The sequence below is a fragment of the Pseudomonas sp. Irchel 3E19 genome (genome assembly GCF_900187585.1).
Taxonomy (GTDB): domain Bacteria; phylum Pseudomonadota; class Gammaproteobacteria; order Pseudomonadales; family Pseudomonadaceae; genus Aquipseudomonas; species Aquipseudomonas baetica.
This window is the reverse complement of sequence record NZ_FYDT01000010.1, coordinates 1-21,444: the sequence shown is the minus strand read 5'-3', so window position 1 is coordinate 21,444 and position 21,444 is coordinate 1. Positions and strand designations below refer to the sequence as shown.

The window sequence follows — 21,444 nt, the reverse complement described above, 5'->3', positions numbered from 1 at the left end:
GGCCCGTGTGGGAGCGAGCCTGCTCGCGAAGAGGGTGTGTCAGGCGAAACAACGATGGCTGACCCAGCGCTATCGCGAGCAGGCTCGCTCCCCCAGGGAATTTCTTCTACTTCAAATCTGTTTCTAGCCTGGGCAATACAAAATAATCCTGGCCTTCGACCTGACCCCGGCGCAGCGGGTTCCGCGTACACCATTGGGCGTAAGTCGCGTCAACGAATCGGTACATCAGGTGTTCATCGCGGCCGTGGGGAATGCCCAGGCGCGTGGTTTGAATAATGTGCGCAGGCGCAGGCCCGGTGTCTTCCACCAGCAACACTTCATGGTCGAAACGCTTGGCGTCCCACACCGGCACCTTCAAGCCCAGTGCCTTGCACAATAACGTCTGGCCGGCGCAGAGCTTTTGCGACGGGCGCGGGCGACCCTGTGCATCAGGATTGTTCAGCAACATCTGCGCCAGACTCGCCGGTCCGCTGATCTCGTCGACCCACGGATAGGCGGATTTGATCAGTACCGCATTGCCCGGGCCCTGCGCACTGAAGTTCAGCGAATCACCGCCACGGGCGTAATACATATAGATGTGGCCGCCATCCAGAAACAAAGCCTTACGCTTTTCTGTGTAGCCAAGCGAGGCGTGGCTGCCTTTTTCCGCGCAGTAATACGCTTCGGTTTCGATGATCCGCGCGCTGAGCCACAGATCGCCGACCCGATGGCGGATGACTTTGCCGAGCAGATCCTGTGCGAGGACTTGGGCGTCGCGGTCGAAAAAAGCGTCCGCAAGTCCCCGTGGCAGGCGCTCGGCGCTGTTGCGAACGGTCAGGTTGGGCATGGCGGGCAAGGCTTATCCAGGCAGAAGAGGTCGGAATGATAACAATCCGAGGCTTAATTACGGCTGAAGATTGGCAATTTGTAGTCCATTTCGACCATCCGCCCGTCACCGCTGTTAGTCCCGGGACGCGACAGCTATAATCTGCCGCTTTCCTCTTTGCCAAGACCCCAGCAGACCATGACTGAGTCCGTTCTTGACTACATGACCCGATTGGGTCGCGCCGCCCGCGAAGCCTCCCGGGTCATCGGCCGTGCCAGCACCGCGCAGAAAAACCGCGCCTTGCAGGCTGCTGCCAATGCTCTGGACGCCGCTCGCGCGGAGCTGGCCGCAGCCAATGAACAGGATCTGGCCGCCGGTCGCGCCAACGGTCTGGAGCCTGCGCTGCTGGAACGTCTGGAACTGACCCCGGCACGCATCGACGGCATGATCGTCGGCCTGCGTCAGGTCGCAGCGCTGCCGGACCCGGTCGGCGCCATCCGTGACATGAGCTTCCGCCCGTCGGGCATTCAGGTCGGCAAGATGCGCGTGCCGCTCGGTGTGATCGGGATCATCTACGAATCCCGTCCCAACGTGACTATCGATGCCGCCAGTCTGTGCCTGAAGTCCGGCAACGCAACCATCTTGCGCGGTGGTTCCGAGGCGATTCACTCCAACCGTGCCATTGCTGCCTGCATTCAGCGCGGTCTGGCCGAGGCCGAACTGCCAGCTGCGGTGGTGCAAGTGGTGGAGACCACCGACCGCGCCGCCGTTGGCGCGATGATCACCATGCCCGAATACGTCGACGTGATTGTGCCGCGCGGTGGCCGGGGCCTGATCGAACGTATCAGTCGCGATGCCCGGGTGCCGGTGATCAAGCATCTGGATGGCATCTGCCACGTCTATGTCAGCGAGCACGCCGACCTGGCGAAAGCCCAGCGCATCGCCTTCAACGCCAAGACCTATCGTTATGGCATCTGTGGCGCGATGGAGACCTTGCTGGTCGATCAAACCGTAGCGAAGGATTTCCTGCCGTCGATGGCTGCCCAGTTCCGCGAAAAAGGCGTCGAACTGCGTGGTTGCGAGCGCACCCTGGCGATCATCGAGGCCGTGGCGGCCAGCGAAGACGACTGGAACACCGAGTATCTGGCGCCCATCTTGTCGATCCGTGTGGTCGATGGGCTGGACCAGGCGATCGAACACATCAATCATTACGGCTCGCACCACACCGACTCGATCGTCAGCGAAAACCTCGCCGACACCCGGCGGTTCGTGGCCGAAGTCGACTCGGCGTCGGTGATGATCAACACCCCGACCTGCTTCGCCGATGGATTTGAATACGGATTGGGTGCCGAGATCGGCATTTCTACTGATAAGCTGCACGCCCGCGGCCCGGTGGGCCTCGAAGGACTGACCTGCGAGAAGTACGTCGTGGTCGGTGATGGCCAGTTGCGCGGCCAGGCGACGGTCTGAGTTGACCGACCTCGACCTGACAGCGCCGCAAACCGGCAGCGAATCCCGACCTCGGCGCATCGGCATCCTGGGCGGCACGTTCGACCCGGTGCACATCGGCCATTTGCGCGGTGGGCTGGAGGTCGCCGAGGCGTTGGCACTGGATGAGCTGCGCCTGACGCCCAGCGCGCGACCGCCACACCGTGATACGCCGCAGGTGTCGGCGCAGGATCGGCTGGCGATGGTTGAGTGCGCGGTGGCCGGAGTGCCGCCGCTGGTGGTAGACGCCCGCGAATTGCAGCGGGACAAACCGTCTTACACCATTGATACCCTGGAGTTGATGCGTGCTGAAATGCCCGCAGAAACCCAGGTTTTTCTGCTTTTGGGCTGGGACGCATTTTGCGGCCTGCCCACTTGGCACCGCTGGGAAGAGTTGCTCCAGCATTGCCACATCCTGGTGCTACAGCGCCCGGACGCCGACAGCGAACCGCCGGATGCCTTGCGCAACCTGCTGGCAGCGCGTTCGGTGAGCGACCCGCTGGCCCTGAAAGGGCCGAGCGGACAGATTGCATTCGTCTGGCAGACACCGCTCGCGGTCTCCGCCACCCAGATCCGTCAACTGCTGGCCAGCGGTAAGTCGGTACGTTTCCTGGTGCCCGACGCGGTCCTGGCCTACATCGATGCGCACGGTCTGTACCGTGCGTCGAACTGAACAAGGCGTGCTTCGCTGATACGAATCCACGTGTCGCCAAGCCGCCGAATACATGAGCAAAACGAGTTTTATATGACTGACAAAGACCTACCTAAAGTAAAACGTAAAGGCACATTCAAAAGCGCGCCGTTGCCGGAAGTGGCCAACACCAACGAGCCGCTCAAAGGCGACGAACTGGTCAAGCTTGCTGTTGCCGCTCTTGAAGACGTCAAGGCGCAAGACATCCAGATCATCGATGTTCGCGACAAGCAGAGCATCACTGACTACATGATCATCGCCACCGGTACTTCCAATCGCCAGATCAACGCGATGCTGGACAAGGTTCGCGAAGAAGTTAAAAAGCAGGGCGCCAAGCCGCTGGGCGAAGAAGGCAAGGGCGACAGTGACTGGGTGCTGCTCGACCTGGACCTGGTGATCGTGCACATGATGACGGCCTCGGCACGTCAGTTCTACGACCTGGAGCGCCTGTGGGCGGGGGCCGAGCAAAGCCGTGCGGCCGACGCCAAGCACCACAGCCCGGAAAACACCCACGAGCATTTCACCAAGCTCAACAAAGACCAGCTGTAAGGGATTGCTGTGCGACTGCGACTGATCGCCGTCGGTTCACGCATGCCCAAGTGGGTGGAAGAAGGCTGGCACGAATATGCCAAGCGTCTTCCGTCCGAGCTGGCGCTGGAACTGGTGGAAATACCGCTCAATACCCGTGGCAAGAATGCCGACGTGGCCCGTTTCATCCGCCAGGAAGGCGAAGCCATGCTGGCCAAGGTTGGGCAGAACGAGCGGATTGTCACGCTGGAAGTCCACGGCAAACCCTGGAGCACCGAGCAACTGGCGGTCGAACTCGACCGCTGGCGGCTGGATTCGCGCACGGTCAACTTCATGGTCGGTGGTCCCGAAGGGCTGGCGCCGGAAGTCTGTGCCCGCGCGGATCAGCGCTGGTCGTTGTCGCCGCTGACGCTGCCGCACCCGTTGGTGCGGATCCTGATCGGCGAACAGTTGTACCGTGCCTGGACCGTGCTGTCCGGTCACCCTTACCACAAGTAAGCCTGCCCTCATGTCTCAGCCGATCCGCATCAAGGACCACGAAAAGGACGCACGTCTGGTGCGCAGCCGCGTCGTGTTCGGGGCCGTTGCGATCATGCTGTTGATCGGCGTGTTGATCGCGCGGCTGTATTACTTGCAGGTGATCCAGTACGAGTACCACTCGACGCTGTCGGAAAACAACCGCGTCCACGTGCAGCCGATTCCGCCGACTCGCGGGCTGATTTTCGACCGCAACGGCGTGGTGGTGGCGGACAACCGTCCCAGCTTCAGCCTGAGCATGACCCGCGAGCGTTCCGGCGACTGGCAGCAAGTGCTCGACGTCATCGTCGAAGTGCTGGAAATGACGCCCGAAGACCGGGTGATCTTCGAAAAACGCATGCGTCAGGGCCGTCGGCCGTTCGAGCCGGTGCCGATCCTGTTCGAGCTGACCGAAGAACAGATCGCCCGGATTGCAGTGAACCAGTTCCGTCTGCCGGGCGTTGAAGTGGTTGCGCAACTGGTTCGTCACTATCCGCAGGGCGCGCATTTTGCGCACTCGGTCGGTTACATGGGGCGAATCAACGAGAAAGAGCTGAAAACCCTCGACCCAGTCAACTACAGCGGTACCCACCACATCGGCAAGACCGGCATCGAGCGTTTCTACGAGCCGGAACTGCACGGGCAGGTGGGTTACGAAGAAGTCGAGACCAACGCTCGGGGCCGCGTTCTGCGCGTGCTCAAGCGTACCGATCCGATTCCCGGCAAGGACATCGTCCTGAGCCTGGACATCAAATTGCAGGAAGCCGCCGAACTTGCGCTGGGCGGTCGTCGTGGCGCGGTGGTTGCGCTCGACCCGAAGACCGGCGAAGTGCTGGCGATGGTCAGCCAGCCGAGCTTCGACCCGAACCTGTTCGTCACCGGCATCGGCTTCAAGGCGTACGCCGAGTTGCGCGATTCCATCGACCGGCCACTGTTCAACCGCGTGCTGCGCGGCCTGTATCCTCCGGGCTCGACGATCAAGCCAGCAGTGGCAATCGCCGGCCTCGATTCGGGTGTGGTGACAGCGTCGACCCGGGTGTTCGACCCGGGTTATTACATGCTGCCCAACTACGATCACAAATACCGTAACTGGAACCGTACGGGCGACGGCTTTGTCGACCTCGACACGGCGATCATGCGGTCCAACGACACCTACTTCTATGACCTGGCCCACAAGCTTGGCATTGACCGCTTGTCGGCCTACATGAACAAGTTCGGTATCGGCCAGAAGGTCTCGCTGGACATGTTCGAAGAATCTCCCGGCCTGATGCCGTCCCGCGAGTGGAAGCGCGCGACCCGTAAACAGGCGTGGTACCCGGGCGAAACGCTGATTCTCGGGATCGGCCAGGGCTACATGCAATCGACTCCGCTGCAGTTGGCTCAGGCTACGGCGCTGGTGGCGAACAAAGGCGTGTGGAACCGCCCGCACCTGGCCAGATCCCTCGAAGGGGTGAAGCCGGTGGACGAAAACCCGATACCGGACATTGTCCTGCGTGATCCGTCGGACTGGGCCAAGGTCAACCATGGCATGCAGCAGGTGATGCACGGTGCCCGAGGCACCGCGCGCAAAGCCGCCATCGGCGCGCAATACCGGATTGCCGGCAAGTCGGGTACGGCCCAGGTCGTCGCGATCAAGCAAGGCGAGAAATACGACCGTTCCAAGGTTCAGGAACGCCATCGCGACCATGCCTTGTTCGTCGGTTTTGCCCCGGCTGACGATCCGCGCATCGTCGTCTCGGTAATGGTCGAGAACGGTGAGTCCGGCTCCGGCGTCGCCGCGCCGGTGGTGCGTCAGGTCATGGATGCCTGGCTGCTCGATCAGAACGGACGTTTGAAGGCCGAATACGCCAGCCCAATCAGTGCGGAGGCTACGGCCCGTGATGAATAATTTTGATCGCATGCTCTCCAGCGAGGATGTGATGCGTCGCCGCGCGACGCTGCTGCAAAGGCTGCATATCGATGGCCCGTTGTTGATTCTGCTGCTGATCCTCGCCGCCGGCAGCCTGTTCGTGCTGTATTCGGCCAGTGGCAAGAGCTGGGATCTGTTGGCCAAACAAGCCACGTCGTTCGGCATCGGCCTGGTGTCGATGATCGTCATCGCCCAGTTCGAACCGAGATTTATGGCGCGTTGGGTACCGCTCGGTTATGTGGTCGGCGTTCTGCTGCTGTTGGTGGTGGACATCATGGGCCACAACGCCATGGGCGCCACGCGCTGGATCAACATTCCCGGAGTGATCCGCTTCCAGCCCTCGGAATTCATGAAGATCCTGATGCCGGCGACCATTGCCTGGTATCTGTCCAAGCGTACTTTGCCCCCGCAGCTCAAGCATGTCGGCATCAGCCTGATGCTGATCGGTGTGCCGTTCATCCTGATCGTGCGCCAGCCTGACCTTGGTACTTCGTTGCTGATTCTCGCTGGCGGTGCGTTCGTGCTGTTCATGGGCGGCTTGCGCTGGCGCTGGATCCTCAGCGTGCTTGCCGCCGCTGTACCCGTGGCGATCGCCATGTGGTTTTTCATCATGCACGACTACCAGAAGCAACGGATCCTGACCTTCCTCGACCCGGAAAGCGATCCGTTGGGCACTGGCTGGAACATCATTCAGTCGAAAGCGGCGATCGGTTCCGGCGGCGTATTCGGCAAAGGCTGGCTGCTCGGTACCCAGTCGCACCTGGACTTCCTGCCAGAAAGCCACACCGACTTCATCATTGCCGTACTGGGCGAAGAGTTCGGGCTGGTGGGCATTTGCGCGTTGTTGCTTATCTATCTTTTGTTGATTGGTCGGGGGCTGGTGATTACCGCTCAGGCGCAAACGCTGTTCGGAAAATTGCTCGCCGGAGCATTGACCATGACGTTTTTTGTTTACGTTTTCGTCAACATCGGTATGGTCAGTGGCCTGTTGCCGGTCGTAGGGGTACCGTTGCCGTTCATTAGCTACGGAGGAACTTCGCTGGTGACACTGCTGTCAGCGTTTGGGGTTTTGATGTCGATCCATACCCATCGCAAGTGGATCGCACAGGTTTGAATAAGGTGAAGAGTTCAATGCAAGTAATGCGTGGCTGGGCGACTCGATGCGCGCCGCTGGTTGGCCTGATGGGCCTCCTCGGGAGCGTGCAGCAAGCGCTGGCCGGCGAATACGAAGGCTCGCCGCAGGTGGCCGAATTCGTCGGTGAAATGACCCGCGACTACGGTTTCGCCGGTGAACAACTGATGGGTGTGTTTCGCGAGGCGCAGCGCAAGCAGTCGATTCTTGACGCCATCTCCAAACCCGCCGAACGGGTCAAGCAGTGGAAAGAATACCGGCCGATGTTCCTCACTGACGCGCGTATTGCGCGAGGTGTGGACTTCTGGCGCCAGCACGAGGCCACGCTGGCCCGTGCCGAGCAGGAATACGGCGTACCGGCACAAGTGATCGTGTCGATCATCGGTGTTGAAACCTTTTTCGGACGTAATACCGGCAATTTCCGCGTAATCGATGCCTTGTCGACGCTGGGTTTCGACTATCCTCCCCGTGCCGAATTTTTCCGCAAGGAACTGCGTGAGTTCCTGCTGCTAGCGCGCGAAGAGCAGGTCGATCCACTGACCCTCAAAGGCTCCTACGCCGGGGCGATGGGGCTGCCACAGTTCATGCCGAGCAGCTTTCGCGCCTATGCGGTGGATTTCGACGGTGACGGCCATATCAATATCTGGAACAACCCGGATGATGCGATCGGCAGCGTCGCGAGCTATTTCAAGCGTCACGGCTGGGTTGCCGGTGAACCCGTGGTCAGCCGCGCCGATGTGCGCGGCGAGCAGGTCGATGAAGGCCTGACCACCGGCATCGAGCCGACGAAAACCGTCGGGGAGTTGCGAGCGCTGGGCTGGTCGAGTCATGATGCGCTGCGCGATGACATGCCGGTCACCGCATTTCGCCTCGAAGGCGACAACGGCCCTGAATACTGGATGGGCCTGAAGGATTTCTACGCGATCACGCGTTATAACCGCAGCGTGATGTACGCCATGGCCGTACATCAACTGTCTGAACAGCTGGTACAAGCACGGGGCGTCAAGTAATGCGGGCATTGCCTATCAATAAACCCCTGAAGCTGGTGGCATTCGCTGCGTTGGCGGTACTGGTCGCCAGTTGTTCGACCAGCCGTTCCCCGACTCAGAAGACATCCTCTACTGCTGTGCGAGCGCAGCCGGGTCTGGACATCAACCGTGCGCATAAAGATGGCGCGCCGTGGTGGGATGTCGATGTGTCGCGCATCCCCGATGCCACACCGACCCTGCACACCGGTCCCTACAAGGCCAACCCGTACACGGTGCTGGGCAAAACCTACTTCCCGTTGCAGGAGTCCAAGACTTACGTCGCCTCAGGCACGGCGTCCTGGTACGGCACCAAGTTCCATGGCCAGAACACCGCCAACGGCGAAGTTTATGACCTGTACGGCATGAGCGCGGCGCACAAGACATTGCCACTGCCAAGTTACGTTCGGGTGACCAACCTGGACAACAACCGCACAGTGATTCTGCGCGTAAATGACCGCGGCCCGTTCTATTCCGACCGCATCATCGACTTGTCTTACGCGGCGGCCAAGAAGCTCGGTTACGCCGAGAGCGGCACCGCGCGGGTCAAGGTCGAAGGCATCGATCCGCAGCAGTGGTGGGCCGCCAAGGGCCGTCCGGCGCCTTTGATGCTCAACGAGCCGCAAGTCGCGCAGAATAGCGCGCCGGTGATCACGGCTTCGGCCGGCACCGTCGAGCAATGGACCCCGCCGCCGCAGCAGCACGCCGCGGCCGTCGTGCCGGTTCAGCTCGACGCAAAAAAAAACGCTTCTGCAACAGCGTCTGGCCAGTATCTGCAGGTGGGCGCCTTCGCCAACCCGGACGCTGCAGAACTGCTGAGGTCCAAGCTCAGCGGGATGGTGAGCGCTCCGGTGTTCATCAGCTCGATCGTGCGCAATCAGCAGACCCTGCACCGGGTACGTCTGGGGCCGATCGGTTCGCCGGGTGAAATTGCCCAGGTGCAGAACAGCGTGCGCCTGGCCAACCTTGGTTCGCCAAGTGTGGTCACCGAGTAATACGTAGGACTTGATTGACGATTCACCAGCGATTGGGGGGTGAATCAGGTTGTTGGCTCGTCGAAGAACAAAAGCCCGGCAAGGGTGACTGGAGTGAGCAACTGAACACGCGATGGCTCGTCAGAAAGCCATCTGATTAAATTTTGCCTTAGGGCAGTTTCCATTAGCGATTTCGAGAGACGGATGAACATCACCACCTTTGCCAAACGCCTGTGTCTGCTAGTCCCGCTGCTCCTCTCGCCAGCCGCCTTCGCGGCCGAGATGATGCCATCGCCACCACAACTGGCCGCCAAGGCCTACGTACTCATGGATGCCAGCAGCGGCAACGTGCTGGTGGAGAACAACGGTGACCAGCGTCTGCCACCGGCCAGCCTGACCAAACTGATGACCGCGTACATTGCTACGCTGGAAATCCGTCGTGGCCAGATCGGTGAAAACGATCCGGTGACCGTCAGCGAAAACGCCTGGCGCACCGGCGGTTCGCGGATGTTCATCAAAGTCGGTTCGCAGGTGACTGTCAGCGACCTGCTGCACGGCATCATCATCCAGTCCGGCAACGACGCCAGCGTGGCGCTGTCCGAGCACATCGCCGGCAGCGAAGACGCTTTCGCCGACCTGATGAACAAGACGGTTACCGATCTGGGCATGACCAATTCCCACTTCATGAACCCGACCGGTCTGCCGAACCCTGAGCATTACTCGTCGGCGCACGATATGGCGATCCTGGCCCGCGCGATCATCCACGAAGACCCGGCTCACTACGCGATCTACTCGCAGAAAGAGTTCTTCTGGAACGGCATCAAACAGCCTAACCGCAACCTGCTGCTGTGGCGCGACAAGACCGTTGACGGTCTGAAAACCGGTCACACCGATGAAGCCGGCTACTGCATGGTGTCCTCGGCTGTACGTGATGGCCAGCGCCTGATCGCCGTGGTGTTCGGCACCAACAGCGAAGTGGCTCGCGCCGCTGAAACCCAGAAGCTGCTGACTTACGGCTTCCGCTTCTTCGAAACCCAGACCTTCTATCAGAAGGGCACCGAACTGGCTCAGGCCCCGGTGTGGAAAGGCACCACCAGTCAAGTCAAGGCCGGCCTGGCTCAAGACCTGACCATGACCCTGCCAAAAGGCCAGCTGAAGAAGCTCGCTGCCAGCATGACCATGAACCCGCAACTGACCGCGCCAATCGCCAAGGGCGACGTGATCGGTAAAGTCGAAGTGAAACTGGAAGACAAGGTGGTGCACAGCGCCGACCTGATCGCTCTGGACGCTGTCGAGGAGGGTGGTATCTTCCGCCGCATGTGGGATAGCATCCGTCTATTCTTCTACGGCTTGTTCAACTGATTTGTGTTGACCTGCATGGCCCCGCCCCGATTCGGAGCGGGGCCATGCGCGTTACCACGGCTTAAGAGGCCGTTACGCCATGACCGATACCGAAGTAAAGGCGCCAAAGATCGAATTTCCCCAGACTGATTATCCGATTAAGGTGATCAGCGACACGGGCGTCGGCCACAAAGACAAGATCATCGAAATCGTGAAGAAATTCGCGAAAATCAACGATGAGCGGGTCGATGAGCGTTCGAGCAGCAACGGCAAATACACCACTATTCAGTTGCACATCGTCGCGACCGACCAGGATCAGCTGTACAACATCAACAGCGAACTGCGGGCGACCGGCTTCGTGCACATGGTGTTGTGATGCCAGGCACGCTGGGCTTTCGTGAGCTCGGCCAGATGGCTTACGAGCCGGTCTGGCATGCCATGCAACGTTTTACCAACGAACGCGGCAGCGATGCCGCCGACGAAATCTGGCTCGTCGAGCACCCGCCGGTGTTCACTCAGGGCCAGGCCGGCAAGGCCGAACACTTGTTGCTGCCGGGAGATATCCCGGTGGTGCAGGTCGATCGCGGCGGGCAGGTGACCTACCATGGCCCTGGCCAACTGGTGGCTTACCTGTTGCTGGATGTACGCAAACTGGGTTTTGGCGTGCGTGATCTGGTCAGCCGCATGGAGCGTTGCCTGATCGAACTGCTGGCCAGCTACGGCGTGACCGCCGCAGCCAAGCCAGATGCTCCCGGCGTGTACGTCGATGGAGCGAAAATCGCTTCTCTGGGTTTGCGGATTCGCCACGGTTGTTCCTTTCATGGCCTGGCCCTGAACGTGGATATGAACCTGGAACCGTTTCGACGGATTAATCCCTGCGGCTATGCCGGGCTGGCGATGACCCAGCTGAGCGATCACGCAGGATCGATTGAATTTGCCGAGGTAAGTGCCCGGCTGCGTGCGCAGCTCGTCAAACACCTCGACTATGCTGAGCAGACGACCCTGACGGGCGGAATCGACTGATATGACTACTGATGCAGTGCAAACCATGATCCCGACGCTCGACGTGACCGAGCGCCCGGCCCCGCGTCCCAAGGTTGAAGCCGGCGTCAAGCTGCGCGGCGCCGAGAAGGTTGCACGCATCCCGGTAAAGATCATTCCGACCACCGAGCTGCCGAAGAAACCTGACTGGATTCGTGTACGCATCCCGGTTTCGCCGGAAGTCGACCGCATCAAGAGCCTGCTGCGCAAACACAAGCTGCACAGCGTTTGCGAAGAAGCGTCCTGCCCGAACCTGGGCGAGTGCTTCTCTGGCGGTACCGCGACGTTCATGATCATGGGTGACATCTGCACCCGTCGCTGCCCGTTCTGCGACGTTGGCCACGGTCGTCCGAAGCCACTGGACGTCAACGAGCCGCAAAGCCTGGCCATCGCCATCGCCGACCTCAAGCTCAAGTACGTGGTGATCACTTCGGTTGACCGTGACGACCTGCGTGACGGCGGTGCCCAGCACTTTGCCGACTGCATTCGCGAGATCCGCAAACTGTCGCCGAACGTGCAGCTGGAAACCCTGGTTCCGGACTACCGTGGCCGCATGGACGTCGCCCTGGAAATCACTGCGGCCGAGCCGCCGGATGTGTTCAACCACAACCTGGAAACCGTGCCGCGGCTGTACAAGGCTGCGCGTCCGGGTTCGGACTACCAGTGGTCGCTGACCCTGCTGCAACGCTTCAAGCAGATGATGCCGCACATTCCGACCAAGTCCGGCCTCATGCTCGGCTTGGGCGAGACCGACGAAGAAGTCATCGAAGTCATGAAGCGCATGCGCGAACACGACATCGACATGCTGACCCTGGGTCAGTACCTGCAACCGTCGCGCAGCCACTTGCCGGTGCAGCGTTTCGTGCACCCGGACACCTTCGCCTGGTTCGCCGAGGAAGGTTACAAGATGGGCTTCAAGAACGTCGCGTCGGGCCCGTTGGTGCGTTCTTCGTACCACGCTGACGAACAGGCCAAGCTGGTCAAGGCTGAGCTGCTGGGTTCCTGATCCCGCGCAGCGCCATAAAAATGCCCGCGAGGCTTTATGTCTGCGCGGGCATTTTTTTGCCTGTCCTACGACAAGCGCTTACTTTTCCCGCAACCTGTGGGGCAACGAAGTCTCTTCTGTTTGTCCCCGTTCCTGACTACTGTGTGAGCATGATTTTACGCACGGAGATCCATGGATGACTGTTCGACCCACTCACACACTGTGTCCACACAGAGCCGTACCGGCGTTACCCTCGGAGGGTACGATCGGCGTTATTGCGCCGGCCGGCCCCGGGGCACTGGACACCGATAAGGCAGTGCAATGGATGCGCGCCCGGGGCTATGCACTGAAGGTGTTTCCCGGCGTCTACGCTAAGGAAGGCTATCTGGCCGGCAGCGACGACGTGCGGCTCAACGATCTGCATGCAGCGTTCGCTGACCCTGAGGTGGACGCGATCATCTGTCTGCGCGGTGGCTACGGTACGCCGCGACTGCTGGACCGGATCGACTTCGATCTGCTGAGCCGCCACGCCAAGCCGTTCATCGGCTACAGCGATATCACTGCTTTGCACTTGGCCATCAGTCGCTACGCAGGCTTCGTGACCTTCCACGGGCCGCTGCTCAATGCTGACCTGCTGGGCGACAAGGAGCCGCCGACCGTCACCTCATTCTTCGCCATGCTGCGCGGTCAACTGAAAACGGGCAGCGTGCTGAGCCATCCGGTGGCTTATCCGTTGACCACGGTCGAGCCCGGCGTCGCCCATGGGCGCTTGCTCGGCGGTAATCTGGCGATGATCGCTTCGACCCTGGGCACGCCATACGAGATCGATGTCGAAGGCGTGATTCTGCTCATCGAGGACATCAACGAGCCGCTGTATCGCATCGACCGATTACTGACTCAGATGCGTCTGGCCGGCAAGTTGGCGAAGCTGCGTGGCGTGTTGGTCGGGGATGTCGCGGGGGTGGATGTCGAGGCGCTGAACCGCTTGCTCAAACAGACTTTTGCGCCGTTGCGGATTCCGGTGCTGTCCGGTTGGCGCAGTGGGCATTGTGATCCGAACCTGACGTTGCCACTGGGTGCGCTGGTACGGCTGGATGCGGGGAAGAAGGAGTTGATGCTGGAGCAGGATGTGGTGATCAGACCGTAGAGGTTTATCGCCAGAGATTGAGTCTTCGAGAGCAAGCCCCCTCCCACAGTTGATCGCATTCCCATGGTGGAACTCGGTCAACTGTGGGAGGGGGCTTGCTCCCGAAAGCGGCATTAGCCATACGACAAACTGCTATTGGCTACGCAGGCTCTCAAGCAGCTTGTGCGTCGGATAGCCATCCGCCGGCCAGCCAAACGACTGCTGCGCGCTGCGAATCGCCTTGCGCGTGTTGGCGCCGATGATCCCGTCAGCCGTGCCCGCATCGTAGTTGCGCGCGCTCAGAAGGGTTTGCAGTTCGATACGTTCGGTGCGACTCAGCGGCAGGTCATCCTTCGGCCAAGTGCCGTTGATCAAGCCGCCGCCGTTGAACCGCTCGGACAGCAGGCTCACAGCCAATGCATATGACGACGAGTTGTTGTACTTGAGGATCGCCCGGAAGTTATCGAGGATCAGGAACGCCGGGCCACGATAACCGGCCGGCAGCAGCAGGGCGGCAGACAGCTGTTCGGAGCCCGCGGGCACTTGACCGCCATTGGGCAGGGTCACACCCAACTGACGCCATTCGGCAACGCTTTTACGAATCGCGCCATCTGCCAGCGTGTAGTTGAAGCTGCTCGGCAGTTGCACTTCAAAACCCCACGGCTGGCCGCGCTGCCAGCCGGAGCTTTGCAGGTAGTGCGCAGTCGACGCCAGGGCGTCGGCCGGGCTGCCCCAGATGTCGCGGCGGCCGTCACCGTCGAAATCCACGGCGTGGGTGTTGTAGGTGGTTGGAATGAACTGGGTCTGCCCCATGGCGCCAGCCCAGGAACCGAGCATTTTCTCCGGGGTAATATCACCCTGTTGCAGAATTTGCAGGGCAGCGATCAATTGTGCGTGGGCAAAGCCCGGGCGCCGTCCTTCATAGGCGAGGGTCGCCAGCGAATTGATCACCGACTTGCTGCCCTGGAACTGGCCGAAGTTGCTTTCCATGCCCCACACCGACACCAGTGCCTGACGATCAACGCCATAACGCTGTTCGATGCTTTGCAGAATGTCGGCGTACTGGTTGATCAGCGCCTGGCCTTTGCGCACCCGCAGCGGCGAGAGCGCACCATCGAGGTATTCCCACACCGGGCGGGAGAATTCCGGCTGACTGCGGTCGGCGCGGATCACGCTGGCATCGAAGCTGACATTGGCAAATGCACGATCAAACAAATCGGCGCGAATCCCGGCGGCGAGTGCGTCCTTGCGAAAGCCTGCCTGCCATTCGGCGAAGGTCTGGGTCGGCTGTAGATCGAGCGGGTCGGCGGACGGCACTACCGGCGGAATGATCGCTGGGGCTGTGGCGACAGGGGCTGCTTGAAGAGGTTGCGCGTCGGCGGCGGTAGGTTTTTCCGCACAGGCAACAAGCAGGATGAAACTTGTGGCAGCAACCAATTGGCGAACAGGCCAACGATGGGAAAGACAAAAGGGCATGCACAGGTCCAGAGGATACGAATCAGGTGCAGACCTTAACATGACCGGGGGGTACTGCGCTTCAGGCAGCCAGAAAGTAAGAAGCCTCCCAGCTGTCAGACTGGAAGGCTTCGCGGCGGTAGCTGCCTTTACCCTTGGTTGGTCGTTCCTGGCGACTGCGGAACAGGGGTTGGGCGACGATGGATTTGGCCTTGTTCGGGCCATGTTTCGATGGCTTTTTGCGCATGGGGATTTTCTCGAGTGAGTGGTTTTGCGGGGGAAATAATCTGCCGATGTCGGGCGTCTGTCCAGTGCCTGTTGTGTAGGAATGTTCTGACGCTTTCGCGAGCAGGCTCGCTCCCACATTTGGAATGCATTTCAATGTGGGAGCGAGCCTGTTCGCGAATGGCCGTTATGCGGTAAAACAGGTTATTCGGCGGGGAGTGTCAAACGTTGGCCAGCCATCAATAGTGCCAAGCGGCTCAGACTCATCCACGGCGACCCTGCCGCCTGGCCCTTGATCTGCGCATCGATGCGCTGAGCTTCGAGCAACAACTGCGCCCAGCGTTGCGCCGAGTAACGTTGCAGGGCTTTGCTCATCAACGGTTTGCGCTTGTCCCAGACGGGCGGTTTGGCTTGGCTGAAGCATTTGTCCAGCGGTGTGCCCTGGCTATATTGCAGCGAGATATTGGCCAGCAGGCGCAACTCCCGCGCCAGTGCCCAGAGAATCACTGGCGGTTCGACACCTTCACCGCGCAGCCCTTCGAGCATGCGCAACGCGTGAGCCGGTTCGCCGTTGAGCACGGCATCGGTCAGGCCAAACACATCGAAGCGCGCACTGTCCGCGACAGCGGCTTGCACGGTTTCGACGGTGATCTGGCCGCCTTCGGCCATCAGCTTGAGCTTTTCGATTTCTTGCGCCGCGGCGAGCAGGTTGCCCTCGACGCGTGCGGCAATCAGTTCGACGGCGTCCTGGCTGGCCGACAATCCGGCTTGCGACAAGCGCTGACGAATCCAGCTCGGCAGCTGATTGGCATCCACCGGCCAGATCTGGATGAACTGGGTCTGCTGGCCTTCAACCAGCGCCTTGCCCCACTTGGTTTTCTGCGCACTGCCATCGAGCTTAGGCAGGCTGATCAGCAGCACGGTGTCTTCGGCGGGGCGAGAGCAGTATTCGATGAAGGCGGCAGCGCCCTTGTCGCCGGGTTTGCCTGAAGGCAGACGCAGCTCCAACAGACGCTTTTCAGCGAATAGCGACATGCTGGCGCCGGCCTGCAACAACGTGCCCCAATCGAAATTGGCATCGGCGGCGAAGACCTGACGTTCGTCGAATCCTTGCTGGCGGGCGGCACTGCGAATGGCGTCGGCGGCTTCCTGACACAGTAGCGGGTCATCGCCACTGATGATGTAGACCGGCGCAAGGGCGCCTTGCAGGTGTTTGCCGAGTTGGGCGGGAGCGAGCTTCATAAGAGCAATCGAACGGGGCGCCTGAGCGCCCCGAACGTCTTACTGCTGCGGGATTTCGAGCGGCGACTGACGCGGAGTTTCCGCTTCAGCCTTTTGCGCCGCTTCGAGCGCGTCGGCTTCAGCCTTGGCGCGGTTGTTGGCGGCTTGCTGCAGTTGCTCCAGTTGACCCGGGGTCAGCTGTTGCAGGCGCAGCATCATGCGCTGAACCAGCTCGCGACGGATATCGCGACGGGCATCGTTGGCTTCCTGATCGGAGCCGACGAGGTTGTTGCCGTCGTGGATAAACACTTTCTGCACTTCAAGCTTGTCGCTCAGCAGGGGAAGGTTCTTGTCGCCCCGGATGTCGTAGTTGAGGACGGTAGTAACCTGATACTCACCTGTACGACCGGCACCGGCGTAGCTGAGGATGCGCTGGCTTTCCTGTTCGTCAGCCAGGAACAGCTTGTACGGCGCACCGCTGTAAATCTTGACGCCGCTCGACTCCAGCACCTGACGCAGTTGGGTGACGGTCTCGCCGTAGGCGTTACGCGCACTCAGGTCGAGTTCCTTGATGGTCAGTTCGGTGGTACCAGTGCCGCGCAGCTGGAAACCGCAGGCGCTCAACAGGACGGCGAGGCCCATCACCAGCAGATTGCGTTTGATCATTGTGTTGCTCCCCTTGAAACCATGTGGGCCGTTCGTGCGGCCCGAAAGGTTTTACTTGGCGCCAGGCAAACCCGGCGCCCGATCCAATTAGCTGGCGACGATATTGACCAGTTTCCCGGGCACTACGATCACTTTACGAATAGTCAGGCCGTCGACGAAACGCAGTACGTTTTCGTTGGCGCGCGCTGCCGCTTCAACTTCTTCACGCGTTGCGCTGGCCGGCATTTCGATCTGGCCACGCAGTTTGCCGTTGACCTGGATGACCAGGGTCAGGCTGTCCTGCACCAGCGCAGTTTCGTCCACTGCTGGCCAACCGGCGTCGATCACCGGATCGGCGTGGCCCAGTTGGTTCCACAACTCATGGCTGATGTGCGGAGTGATCGGAGCCAGCAGCAAGGTCACGGCTTCCAGACCTTCCTGAATCAACGCGCGATCCTGTTCGGTGCCTTGCGCAGCTTTTTCCAGCACGTTCATCAGCGTCATCACCTGAGCGATGGCGGTGTTGAATTTGTGGTTCTGGCCAACGTCGTGGCTTGCCTGCTTGATCGCCAGATGGATCGAGCGACGCACGGCTTTCTGCTCGTCGTTCAGGCCAGCAACGTCAAGTTTGCCCGGCAGACCCTGAGTAACGTGGGCCTGAGCCAGACGCCAGACACGTTTGAGGAAACGGTGCGAACCCTCAACGCCGGAGTCGGACCATTCCGCGCTCATGTCAGGTGGCGAGGCGAACATCATGAACAGACGGCAAGTGTCGGCACCGAACTGGTCGATCATCGACTGTGGGTCAACGCCGTTGTTCTTCGACTTGGCCATCTTCTCGGTGCCGCCGATTTCCACCGGCAGACCGTCGGCAATCAGCTTGGCGCTGATGACTTTGGCTTTGCTGTCACGTTCAAGTTCGACGTCCGCCGGGTTGAACCAGGTGTAGGCACCGTTGGCTTCGCGACGATAGTAAGTCTCGGCGATCACCATGCCTTGAGTCAGCAGGTTCTTGAACGGCTCGTTGGAGCTCACCAGGCCTTCGTCACGCATCAGCTTGTGGAAGAAGCGCGCGTAGAGCAGGTGCAGGATCGCGTGTTCGATACCGCCGATGTATTGGTCGACCGGCAGCCAGTGATCGGCCGCGGATTTTTCCACCAGGCCGCCTTCAAAGTGCGGCGAGGCGTAACGTGCGTAATACCACGACGACTCGACGAAGGTGTCCATGGTGTCGGTTTCACGTTTGGCAGGCTGGCCGCATTTAGGGCAGGTGCACTCGTAGAACTCGGGCATGCGCGCCAGCGGCGAACCGGCGCCATCCGGCACCACGTCTTCTGGCAGCACGACAGGCAGTTGATCTTCCGGCACCGGCACGTCACCGCAGGCATCGCAGTGGATGATCGGGATCGGACAGCCCCAGTAGCGCTGACGGCTGATGCCCCAGTCGCGCAGACGGAACTGGGTGCGCGAGGCGCCCAGTTGTTTCTTGATCAGGGCGACTTCGATGGCGTCGAACGCGCCGGCGAAGTCGAGGCCGTCGAACTCGCCGGAGTTGATCAGCGTGCCGTGCTCGCCGTAGGCGTCTTGCCACGGGGTCGGGTTGCTGTCGCCGGAGCTGGTACGCACGACCGATTTCACCGGCAGGTTGTACTTGTGAGCGAATTCGAAATCGCGCTCGTCGTGCGCCGGCACAGCCATTACTGCGCCATCGCCGTAGTGCATCAACACATAGTTGGCGACCCAGACTGGCAGTTTTTCACCGCTCAGCGGGTGTTCGACGAACAGGCCGGTCGGCAGGCCTTTTTTCTCTTGGGTGGCGACGTCGGCTTCAGCGACGCTGCCGCCTTTGCATTCAGCGATGAACGCTTGCAGCTCAGGGTTGTTCTGCGCCGCCTGAGTGGCCAGCGGGTGTTCGGCGGCCACGGCGACGTAGGTCGCGCCCATCAGGGTGTCCGGACGGGTAGTGAAGACTTTCAGAGTGCCGGCTGCGCCGATGGAGTCGACGTTGTACGGAAACTGCACTTCCATGCCGCGGGATTTGCCGATCCAGTTGCGCTGCATGGTCTTGACCTGTTCCGGCCAGCCAGTCAGTTCGTCGAGGCTCTCCAGCAGCTCATCCGCGTAGGCGGTGATCTTGAAGTAGTACATCGGGATTTCGCGCTTTTCGATCAGCGCGCCGGAACGCCAGCCGCGACCGTCGATCACCTGTTCGTTGGCCAGAACGGTCTGATCGATCGGGTCCCAGTTCACGGTGCCGTTTTTACGGTAGATCACACCTTTTTCGAACAGGCGAGTGAACAGCCATTGTTCCCAGCGGTAGTAATCCGGCTTGCAGGTGGTCACTTCGCGCGACCAGTCCACCGCCAGGCCCAGGCTACGCAGCTGGGTTTTCATGTAGGCGATGTTTTCGTAGGTCCACTTGGCCGGCGCGACGTTGTTTTTCATCGCGGCGTTTTCTGCCGGCATGCCGAAGGCGTCCCAACCCATCGGTTGCAGAACGTTCTTGCCTTGCATGCGCTGGTAGCGGGAGATCACGTCGCCGATGGTGTAGTTGCGCACGTGCCCCATGTGTAGCTTGCCGCTGGGGTAAGGGAACATCGACAGGCAGTAGAAAGTCTCCTTGCCTGGCTGTTCACTGACTTCAAAGGACTTTTGCTCGTCCCAGAACGACTGGGCGGCGGCTTCGATTTCACGGGGCTGATATTGTTCGTGCATGGCTACTTTTGTACTGGATATGGGTGGCCTAATCCTCTTCAACGCAGGTTCCGGGGTTGACCCGGACGAGCTGGAAGTGGAATGACAGGAAGCGCCGTAGCATACATGACCGCGCTTGGCCTAGGGAAACCCTGATTACAGCTGTTTGGCCGGGTAAATCGGTGGCGAGGGCCGTTGGTCGCGGCGTGCAGTCGGTTTGTGCAGCGAAGCTAAGCTCTAACTGGGGAGTGAGTCTTATCATCAATGAGGTGAGGGATGGTGGAGCAACAGCAAAGAAACGTCACGAAACCTGAGTTGTACGAACGGTTGATGGACCGTCTGGGCATGGCCCTGGACGCTGCAAAAACCGCTGATCGGCTGCGCGACGAGCGCCCCTTGGAATTGGAATTGCGTGGCTTGAGCCCCGCCGAGTTCAAACTGGTCAAGGCCTATCTGGATCGCAGTGAACGTGAAGCGCACGGATGCTTGTCGCAAGCAGTGAAGCAGCTCGATGCAGGACATTCGGCCAAGGTCATCTGGCTCAAAGACAAGGCGCCCCGCAAAGACACCGTCAAGGTGCGGGCTTTGCAGGCCAAGTAAGCGCATGGCAGGTCAGGAAGCGGATCTTTTTCAACAGGATCCGACCCTATCGGTTGTCGCGTTGGATCAACCCACTTAGGCTTCGGGCATCTTTGGAGATGCCCGATGCCTTTTCGTTATTTCGTCAAACAACTTCTATTGCCGCCCGGCATTCTTTTACTGCTGTTGCTGGCTGCCTGGTGGCTACGCCGCTCTCGTCCGCGCCTCGCAGGGTTGTGTTTTGCCATCGGTTTTGGCGGGTTCTGGCTGATGAGCTTGCCGGTGGTCGTGCAATGGGGCGCCAAAGCCCTCGAGCGCGAGCCGCCCTTGGCCCGGGAAGAGTGGGCGACCTTGGCGCAACGTGCTGATGCGATTGTGGTGCTCGGTTCCGGTCGTGAGCGCGGTGATCTGGCCTGGGGCGAGGATCAGCCGACCGGCGTGGGGCTTGAACGTCAGCGTTATGCGGCACGCCTGGCCAAGGCGTCGGGGCTGCCGATTCTGACCAGTGGTGGCTTGCATTACGGCACGCCGCCGACTGAGGCGAAATTGATGGCTGACTCGTTGCTGGATGACTTTGGCGTGACGGTGCGTTGGCAAGAGGGCGAGAGTCGTACCACGTGGGAGAACGCCAAGTTCAGTGCCGACATGTTGTTGCCGCAGGGGATCAAGCGTGTAGTTGTGGTGACTCAGGCCTGGCACATGCCGAGATCGGTCTGGAGTTTCGAGAAGGCGGGATTTGAAGTAGTGCCGGCACCGGTCGGGTTTTTGGGTACGGATAACGCGAGGCCGCTGGGTGGCTGGATGCCGGAATTCAAGTCGATCTGGCAGAGCGGGCAGTTGCTGAATGAGGCGGTGGGGCAGGTGGGGTATTCACTGTTTTACCGGAGTGAAGCGGTCGCCGATTGATTGAGTGTTGCCAATGGCCTCTTCGCGAGCAGAGAGTGTCAGATTTTTTGTGTGCGGGCTGGTAATGGCCTGCCGTTAGGCAGGCCTTCATTTCACCAGTTTGACCTGATGAATCGATCTCCGTACAAAATCGCAAACTGATTCATAGCGTTTTTCCA

The 21,444-nt window shown here is 60.4% G+C and carries 21 protein-coding genes; 15 read left to right on the top strand and 6 right to left on the bottom strand.

The genetic code is table 11. The features are described 5' to 3' along the window. Positions 1 to 106: 106 nt before the first annotated feature. Positions 107 to 826 carry a DNA-3-methyladenine glycosylase gene (locus tag CKW18_RS08685; RefSeq protein ID WP_095188453.1) on the bottom strand — a complete coding sequence of 240 codons (720 nt, stop codon included), beginning with the start codon at positions 824 to 826 and terminating at the stop codon, positions 107 to 109. A 177-nt stretch (positions 827 to 1,003) separates the two neighbouring features. Between CKW18_RS08685 and CKW18_RS08680 the strand changes: the two genes are divergently transcribed. From CKW18_RS08680 to CKW18_RS08620, 13 genes are all read left to right on the top strand, one after another. Next, positions 1,004 to 2,275: a glutamate-5-semialdehyde dehydrogenase gene (locus tag CKW18_RS08680; protein WP_095188452.1), complete on the top strand. Its 1,272-nt coding sequence runs from the start codon at positions 1,004 to 1,006 to the stop codon at positions 2,273 to 2,275. Beyond that, complete coding sequence (gene nadD, locus CKW18_RS08675) at positions 2,244 to 2,966, top strand: nicotinate-nucleotide adenylyltransferase (protein WP_095188451.1); 723 nt, start codon at positions 2,244 to 2,246, stop codon at positions 2,964 to 2,966. Before CKW18_RS08680 ends, nadD begins: the two co-directional genes overlap by 32 nt. A 72-nt stretch (positions 2,967 to 3,038) precedes the next feature. Continuing rightward, positions 3,039 to 3,533 carry a ribosome silencing factor gene (rsfS, locus tag CKW18_RS08670; RefSeq protein ID WP_042561254.1) on the top strand — a complete coding sequence of 165 codons (495 nt, stop codon included), beginning with the start codon at positions 3,039 to 3,041 and terminating at the stop codon, positions 3,531 to 3,533. A 9-nt stretch (positions 3,534 to 3,542) separates the two neighbouring features. Then, a complete protein-coding gene (rlmH, locus tag CKW18_RS08665) occupies positions 3,543 to 4,010 on the top strand; it encodes a 23S rRNA (pseudouridine(1915)-N(3))-methyltransferase RlmH (protein ID WP_009051038.1) in 468 nt (155 codons plus the stop codon). 10 nt (positions 4,011 to 4,020) lie between these two features. Further along, positions 4,021 to 5,916, top strand: coding sequence for a penicillin-binding protein 2 (gene mrdA / locus CKW18_RS08660; RefSeq protein ID WP_095188450.1), 1,896 nt, complete (start codon positions 4,021 to 4,023; stop codon positions 5,914 to 5,916). Positions 5,917 to 5,947: 31 nt separating this feature from the next. Beyond that, entirely contained in the window at positions 5,948 to 7,051 is a 1,104-nt protein-coding gene (gene rodA / locus CKW18_RS08655) for a rod shape-determining protein RodA (protein ID WP_170947232.1), read from the top strand. A 17-nt stretch (positions 7,052 to 7,068) separates the two neighbouring features. Continuing rightward, on the top strand, positions 7,069 to 8,079 hold the full coding sequence (gene mltB, locus CKW18_RS08650; RefSeq protein ID WP_095188448.1) for a lytic murein transglycosylase B: 1,011 nt from the start codon (positions 7,069 to 7,071) through the stop codon (positions 8,077 to 8,079). Then, on the top strand, positions 8,079 to 9,089 hold the full coding sequence (locus CKW18_RS08645) for a septal ring lytic transglycosylase RlpA family protein (protein ID WP_095188447.1): 1,011 nt from the start codon (positions 8,079 to 8,081) through the stop codon (positions 9,087 to 9,089). The genes mltB and CKW18_RS08645 overlap by 1 nt, the downstream gene beginning before the upstream one ends. A gap of 183 nt (positions 9,090 to 9,272) precedes the next feature. Then, the gene (locus CKW18_RS08640; RefSeq protein WP_095188446.1) at positions 9,273 to 10,430 is read left to right on the top strand and encodes a D-alanyl-D-alanine carboxypeptidase family protein; all 1,158 of its coding nucleotides are present in this window, start codon (positions 9,273 to 9,275) and stop codon (positions 10,428 to 10,430) included. Between the two features lie 79 nt (positions 10,431 to 10,509). Further along, the gene (locus CKW18_RS08635; RefSeq protein ID WP_095188445.1) at positions 10,510 to 10,785 is read left to right on the top strand and encodes a DUF493 domain-containing protein; all 276 of its coding nucleotides are present in this window, start codon (positions 10,510 to 10,512) and stop codon (positions 10,783 to 10,785) included. After that, positions 10,785 to 11,432, top strand: coding sequence for a lipoyl(octanoyl) transferase LipB (gene lipB / locus CKW18_RS08630; RefSeq protein ID WP_095188444.1), 648 nt, complete (start codon positions 10,785 to 10,787; stop codon positions 11,430 to 11,432). Before CKW18_RS08635 ends, lipB begins: the two co-directional genes overlap by 1 nt. A gap of 25 nt (positions 11,433 to 11,457) precedes the next feature. Next, a complete protein-coding gene (lipA, locus tag CKW18_RS08625; protein WP_167394918.1) occupies positions 11,458 to 12,456 on the top strand; it encodes a lipoyl synthase in 999 nt (332 codons plus the stop codon). 175 nt (positions 12,457 to 12,631) lie between these two features. After that, positions 12,632 to 13,582 carry an LD-carboxypeptidase gene (locus CKW18_RS08620; protein ID WP_095188443.1) on the top strand — a complete coding sequence of 317 codons (951 nt, stop codon included), beginning with the start codon at positions 12,632 to 12,634 and terminating at the stop codon, positions 13,580 to 13,582. Positions 13,583 to 13,714: 132 nt separating this feature from the next. Here CKW18_RS08620 and CKW18_RS08615 read toward each other — a convergent pair whose 3' ends face one another. The 5 genes from CKW18_RS08615 to leuS form a co-directional block, all read right to left on the bottom strand. Next, complete coding sequence (locus tag CKW18_RS08615; RefSeq protein ID WP_095188442.1) at positions 13,715 to 15,037, bottom strand: lytic murein transglycosylase; 1,323 nt, start codon at positions 15,035 to 15,037, stop codon at positions 13,715 to 13,717. A 61-nt stretch (positions 15,038 to 15,098) separates the two neighbouring features. Beyond that, positions 15,099 to 15,263, bottom strand: a complete 165-nt coding sequence (arfA, locus tag CKW18_RS08610; protein WP_095188441.1) for an alternative ribosome rescue factor ArfA — start codon at positions 15,261 to 15,263, stop codon at positions 15,099 to 15,101. Positions 15,264 to 15,445: 182 nt separating this feature from the next. Further along, positions 15,446 to 16,483 (bottom strand): DNA polymerase III subunit delta, encoded by a 1,038-nt coding sequence (gene holA, locus CKW18_RS08605; RefSeq protein WP_095188440.1) that lies wholly within the window; start codon positions 16,481 to 16,483, stop codon positions 15,446 to 15,448. 39 nt (positions 16,484 to 16,522) lie between these two features. Continuing rightward, a complete protein-coding gene (gene lptE, locus CKW18_RS08600) occupies positions 16,523 to 17,128 on the bottom strand; it encodes an LPS assembly lipoprotein LptE (protein WP_095188439.1) in 606 nt (201 codons plus the stop codon). Between the two features lie 87 nt (positions 17,129 to 17,215). Then, positions 17,216 to 19,822, bottom strand: coding sequence for a leucine--tRNA ligase (gene leuS, locus CKW18_RS08595; protein WP_095188438.1), 2,607 nt, complete (start codon positions 19,820 to 19,822; stop codon positions 17,216 to 17,218). 255 nt (positions 19,823 to 20,077) lie between these two features. On the opposite strand from leuS, the gene CKW18_RS08590 reads away from it, so the two are divergent. Together CKW18_RS08590 and CKW18_RS08585 are read left to right on the top strand one after the other, a co-directional pair. Then, positions 20,078 to 20,401: a hypothetical protein gene (locus CKW18_RS08590; protein ID WP_095188437.1), complete on the top strand. Its 324-nt coding sequence runs from the start codon at positions 20,078 to 20,080 to the stop codon at positions 20,399 to 20,401. A gap of 105 nt (positions 20,402 to 20,506) precedes the next feature. Continuing rightward, on the top strand, positions 20,507 to 21,286 hold the full coding sequence (locus tag CKW18_RS08585) for a YdcF family protein (protein WP_095188436.1): 780 nt from the start codon (positions 20,507 to 20,509) through the stop codon (positions 21,284 to 21,286). Positions 21,287 to 21,444 lie beyond the last annotated feature (158 nt).

Bases quoted from the DNA above. Each gene is read 5' to 3' on its own strand.
- CKW18_RS08685 (WP_095188453.1), bottom strand. From the start codon at position 826: ATGCCCAACCTGACCGTTCGCAACAGCGCCGAGCGCCTGCCACGGGGA.
- CKW18_RS08680 (WP_095188452.1), top strand. From the start codon at position 1,004: ATGACTGAGTCCGTTCTTGACTACATGACCCGATTGGGTCGCGCCGCC.
- nadD (WP_095188451.1), top strand. From the start codon at position 2,244: ATGGCCAGTTGCGCGGCCAGGCGACGGTCTGAGTTGACCGACCTCGAC.
- rsfS (WP_042561254.1), top strand. From the start codon at position 3,039: ATGACTGACAAAGACCTACCTAAAGTAAAACGTAAAGGCACATTCAAA.
- mrdA (WP_095188450.1), top strand. From the start codon at position 4,021: ATGTCTCAGCCGATCCGCATCAAGGACCACGAAAAGGACGCACGTCTG.
- rodA (WP_170947232.1), top strand. From the start codon at position 5,948: ATGCGTCGCCGCGCGACGCTGCTGCAAAGGCTGCATATCGATGGCCCG.
- mltB (WP_095188448.1), top strand. From the start codon at position 7,069: ATGCAAGTAATGCGTGGCTGGGCGACTCGATGCGCGCCGCTGGTTGGC.
- CKW18_RS08645 (WP_095188447.1), top strand. From the start codon at position 8,079: ATGCGGGCATTGCCTATCAATAAACCCCTGAAGCTGGTGGCATTCGCT.
- CKW18_RS08640 (WP_095188446.1), top strand. From the start codon at position 9,273: ATGAACATCACCACCTTTGCCAAACGCCTGTGTCTGCTAGTCCCGCTG.
- CKW18_RS08635 (WP_095188445.1), top strand. From the start codon at position 10,510: ATGACCGATACCGAAGTAAAGGCGCCAAAGATCGAATTTCCCCAGACT.
- lipB (WP_095188444.1), top strand. From the start codon at position 10,785: ATGCCAGGCACGCTGGGCTTTCGTGAGCTCGGCCAGATGGCTTACGAG.
- lipA (WP_167394918.1), top strand. From the start codon at position 11,458: ATGATCCCGACGCTCGACGTGACCGAGCGCCCGGCCCCGCGTCCCAAG.
- CKW18_RS08620 (WP_095188443.1), top strand. From the start codon at position 12,632: ATGACTGTTCGACCCACTCACACACTGTGTCCACACAGAGCCGTACCG.
- CKW18_RS08615 (WP_095188442.1), bottom strand. From the start codon at position 15,037: ATGCCCTTTTGTCTTTCCCATCGTTGGCCTGTTCGCCAATTGGTTGCT.
- arfA (WP_095188441.1), bottom strand. From the start codon at position 15,263: ATGCGCAAAAAGCCATCGAAACATGGCCCGAACAAGGCCAAATCCATC.
- holA (WP_095188440.1), bottom strand. From the start codon at position 16,483: ATGAAGCTCGCTCCCGCCCAACTCGGCAAACACCTGCAAGGCGCCCTT.
- lptE (WP_095188439.1), bottom strand. From the start codon at position 17,128: ATGATCAAACGCAATCTGCTGGTGATGGGCCTCGCCGTCCTGTTGAGC.
- leuS (WP_095188438.1), bottom strand. From the start codon at position 19,822: ATGCACGAACAATATCAGCCCCGTGAAATCGAAGCCGCCGCCCAGTCG.
- CKW18_RS08590 (WP_095188437.1), top strand. From the start codon at position 20,078: ATGGTGGAGCAACAGCAAAGAAACGTCACGAAACCTGAGTTGTACGAA.
- CKW18_RS08585 (WP_095188436.1), top strand. From the start codon at position 20,507: ATGCCTTTTCGTTATTTCGTCAAACAACTTCTATTGCCGCCCGGCATT.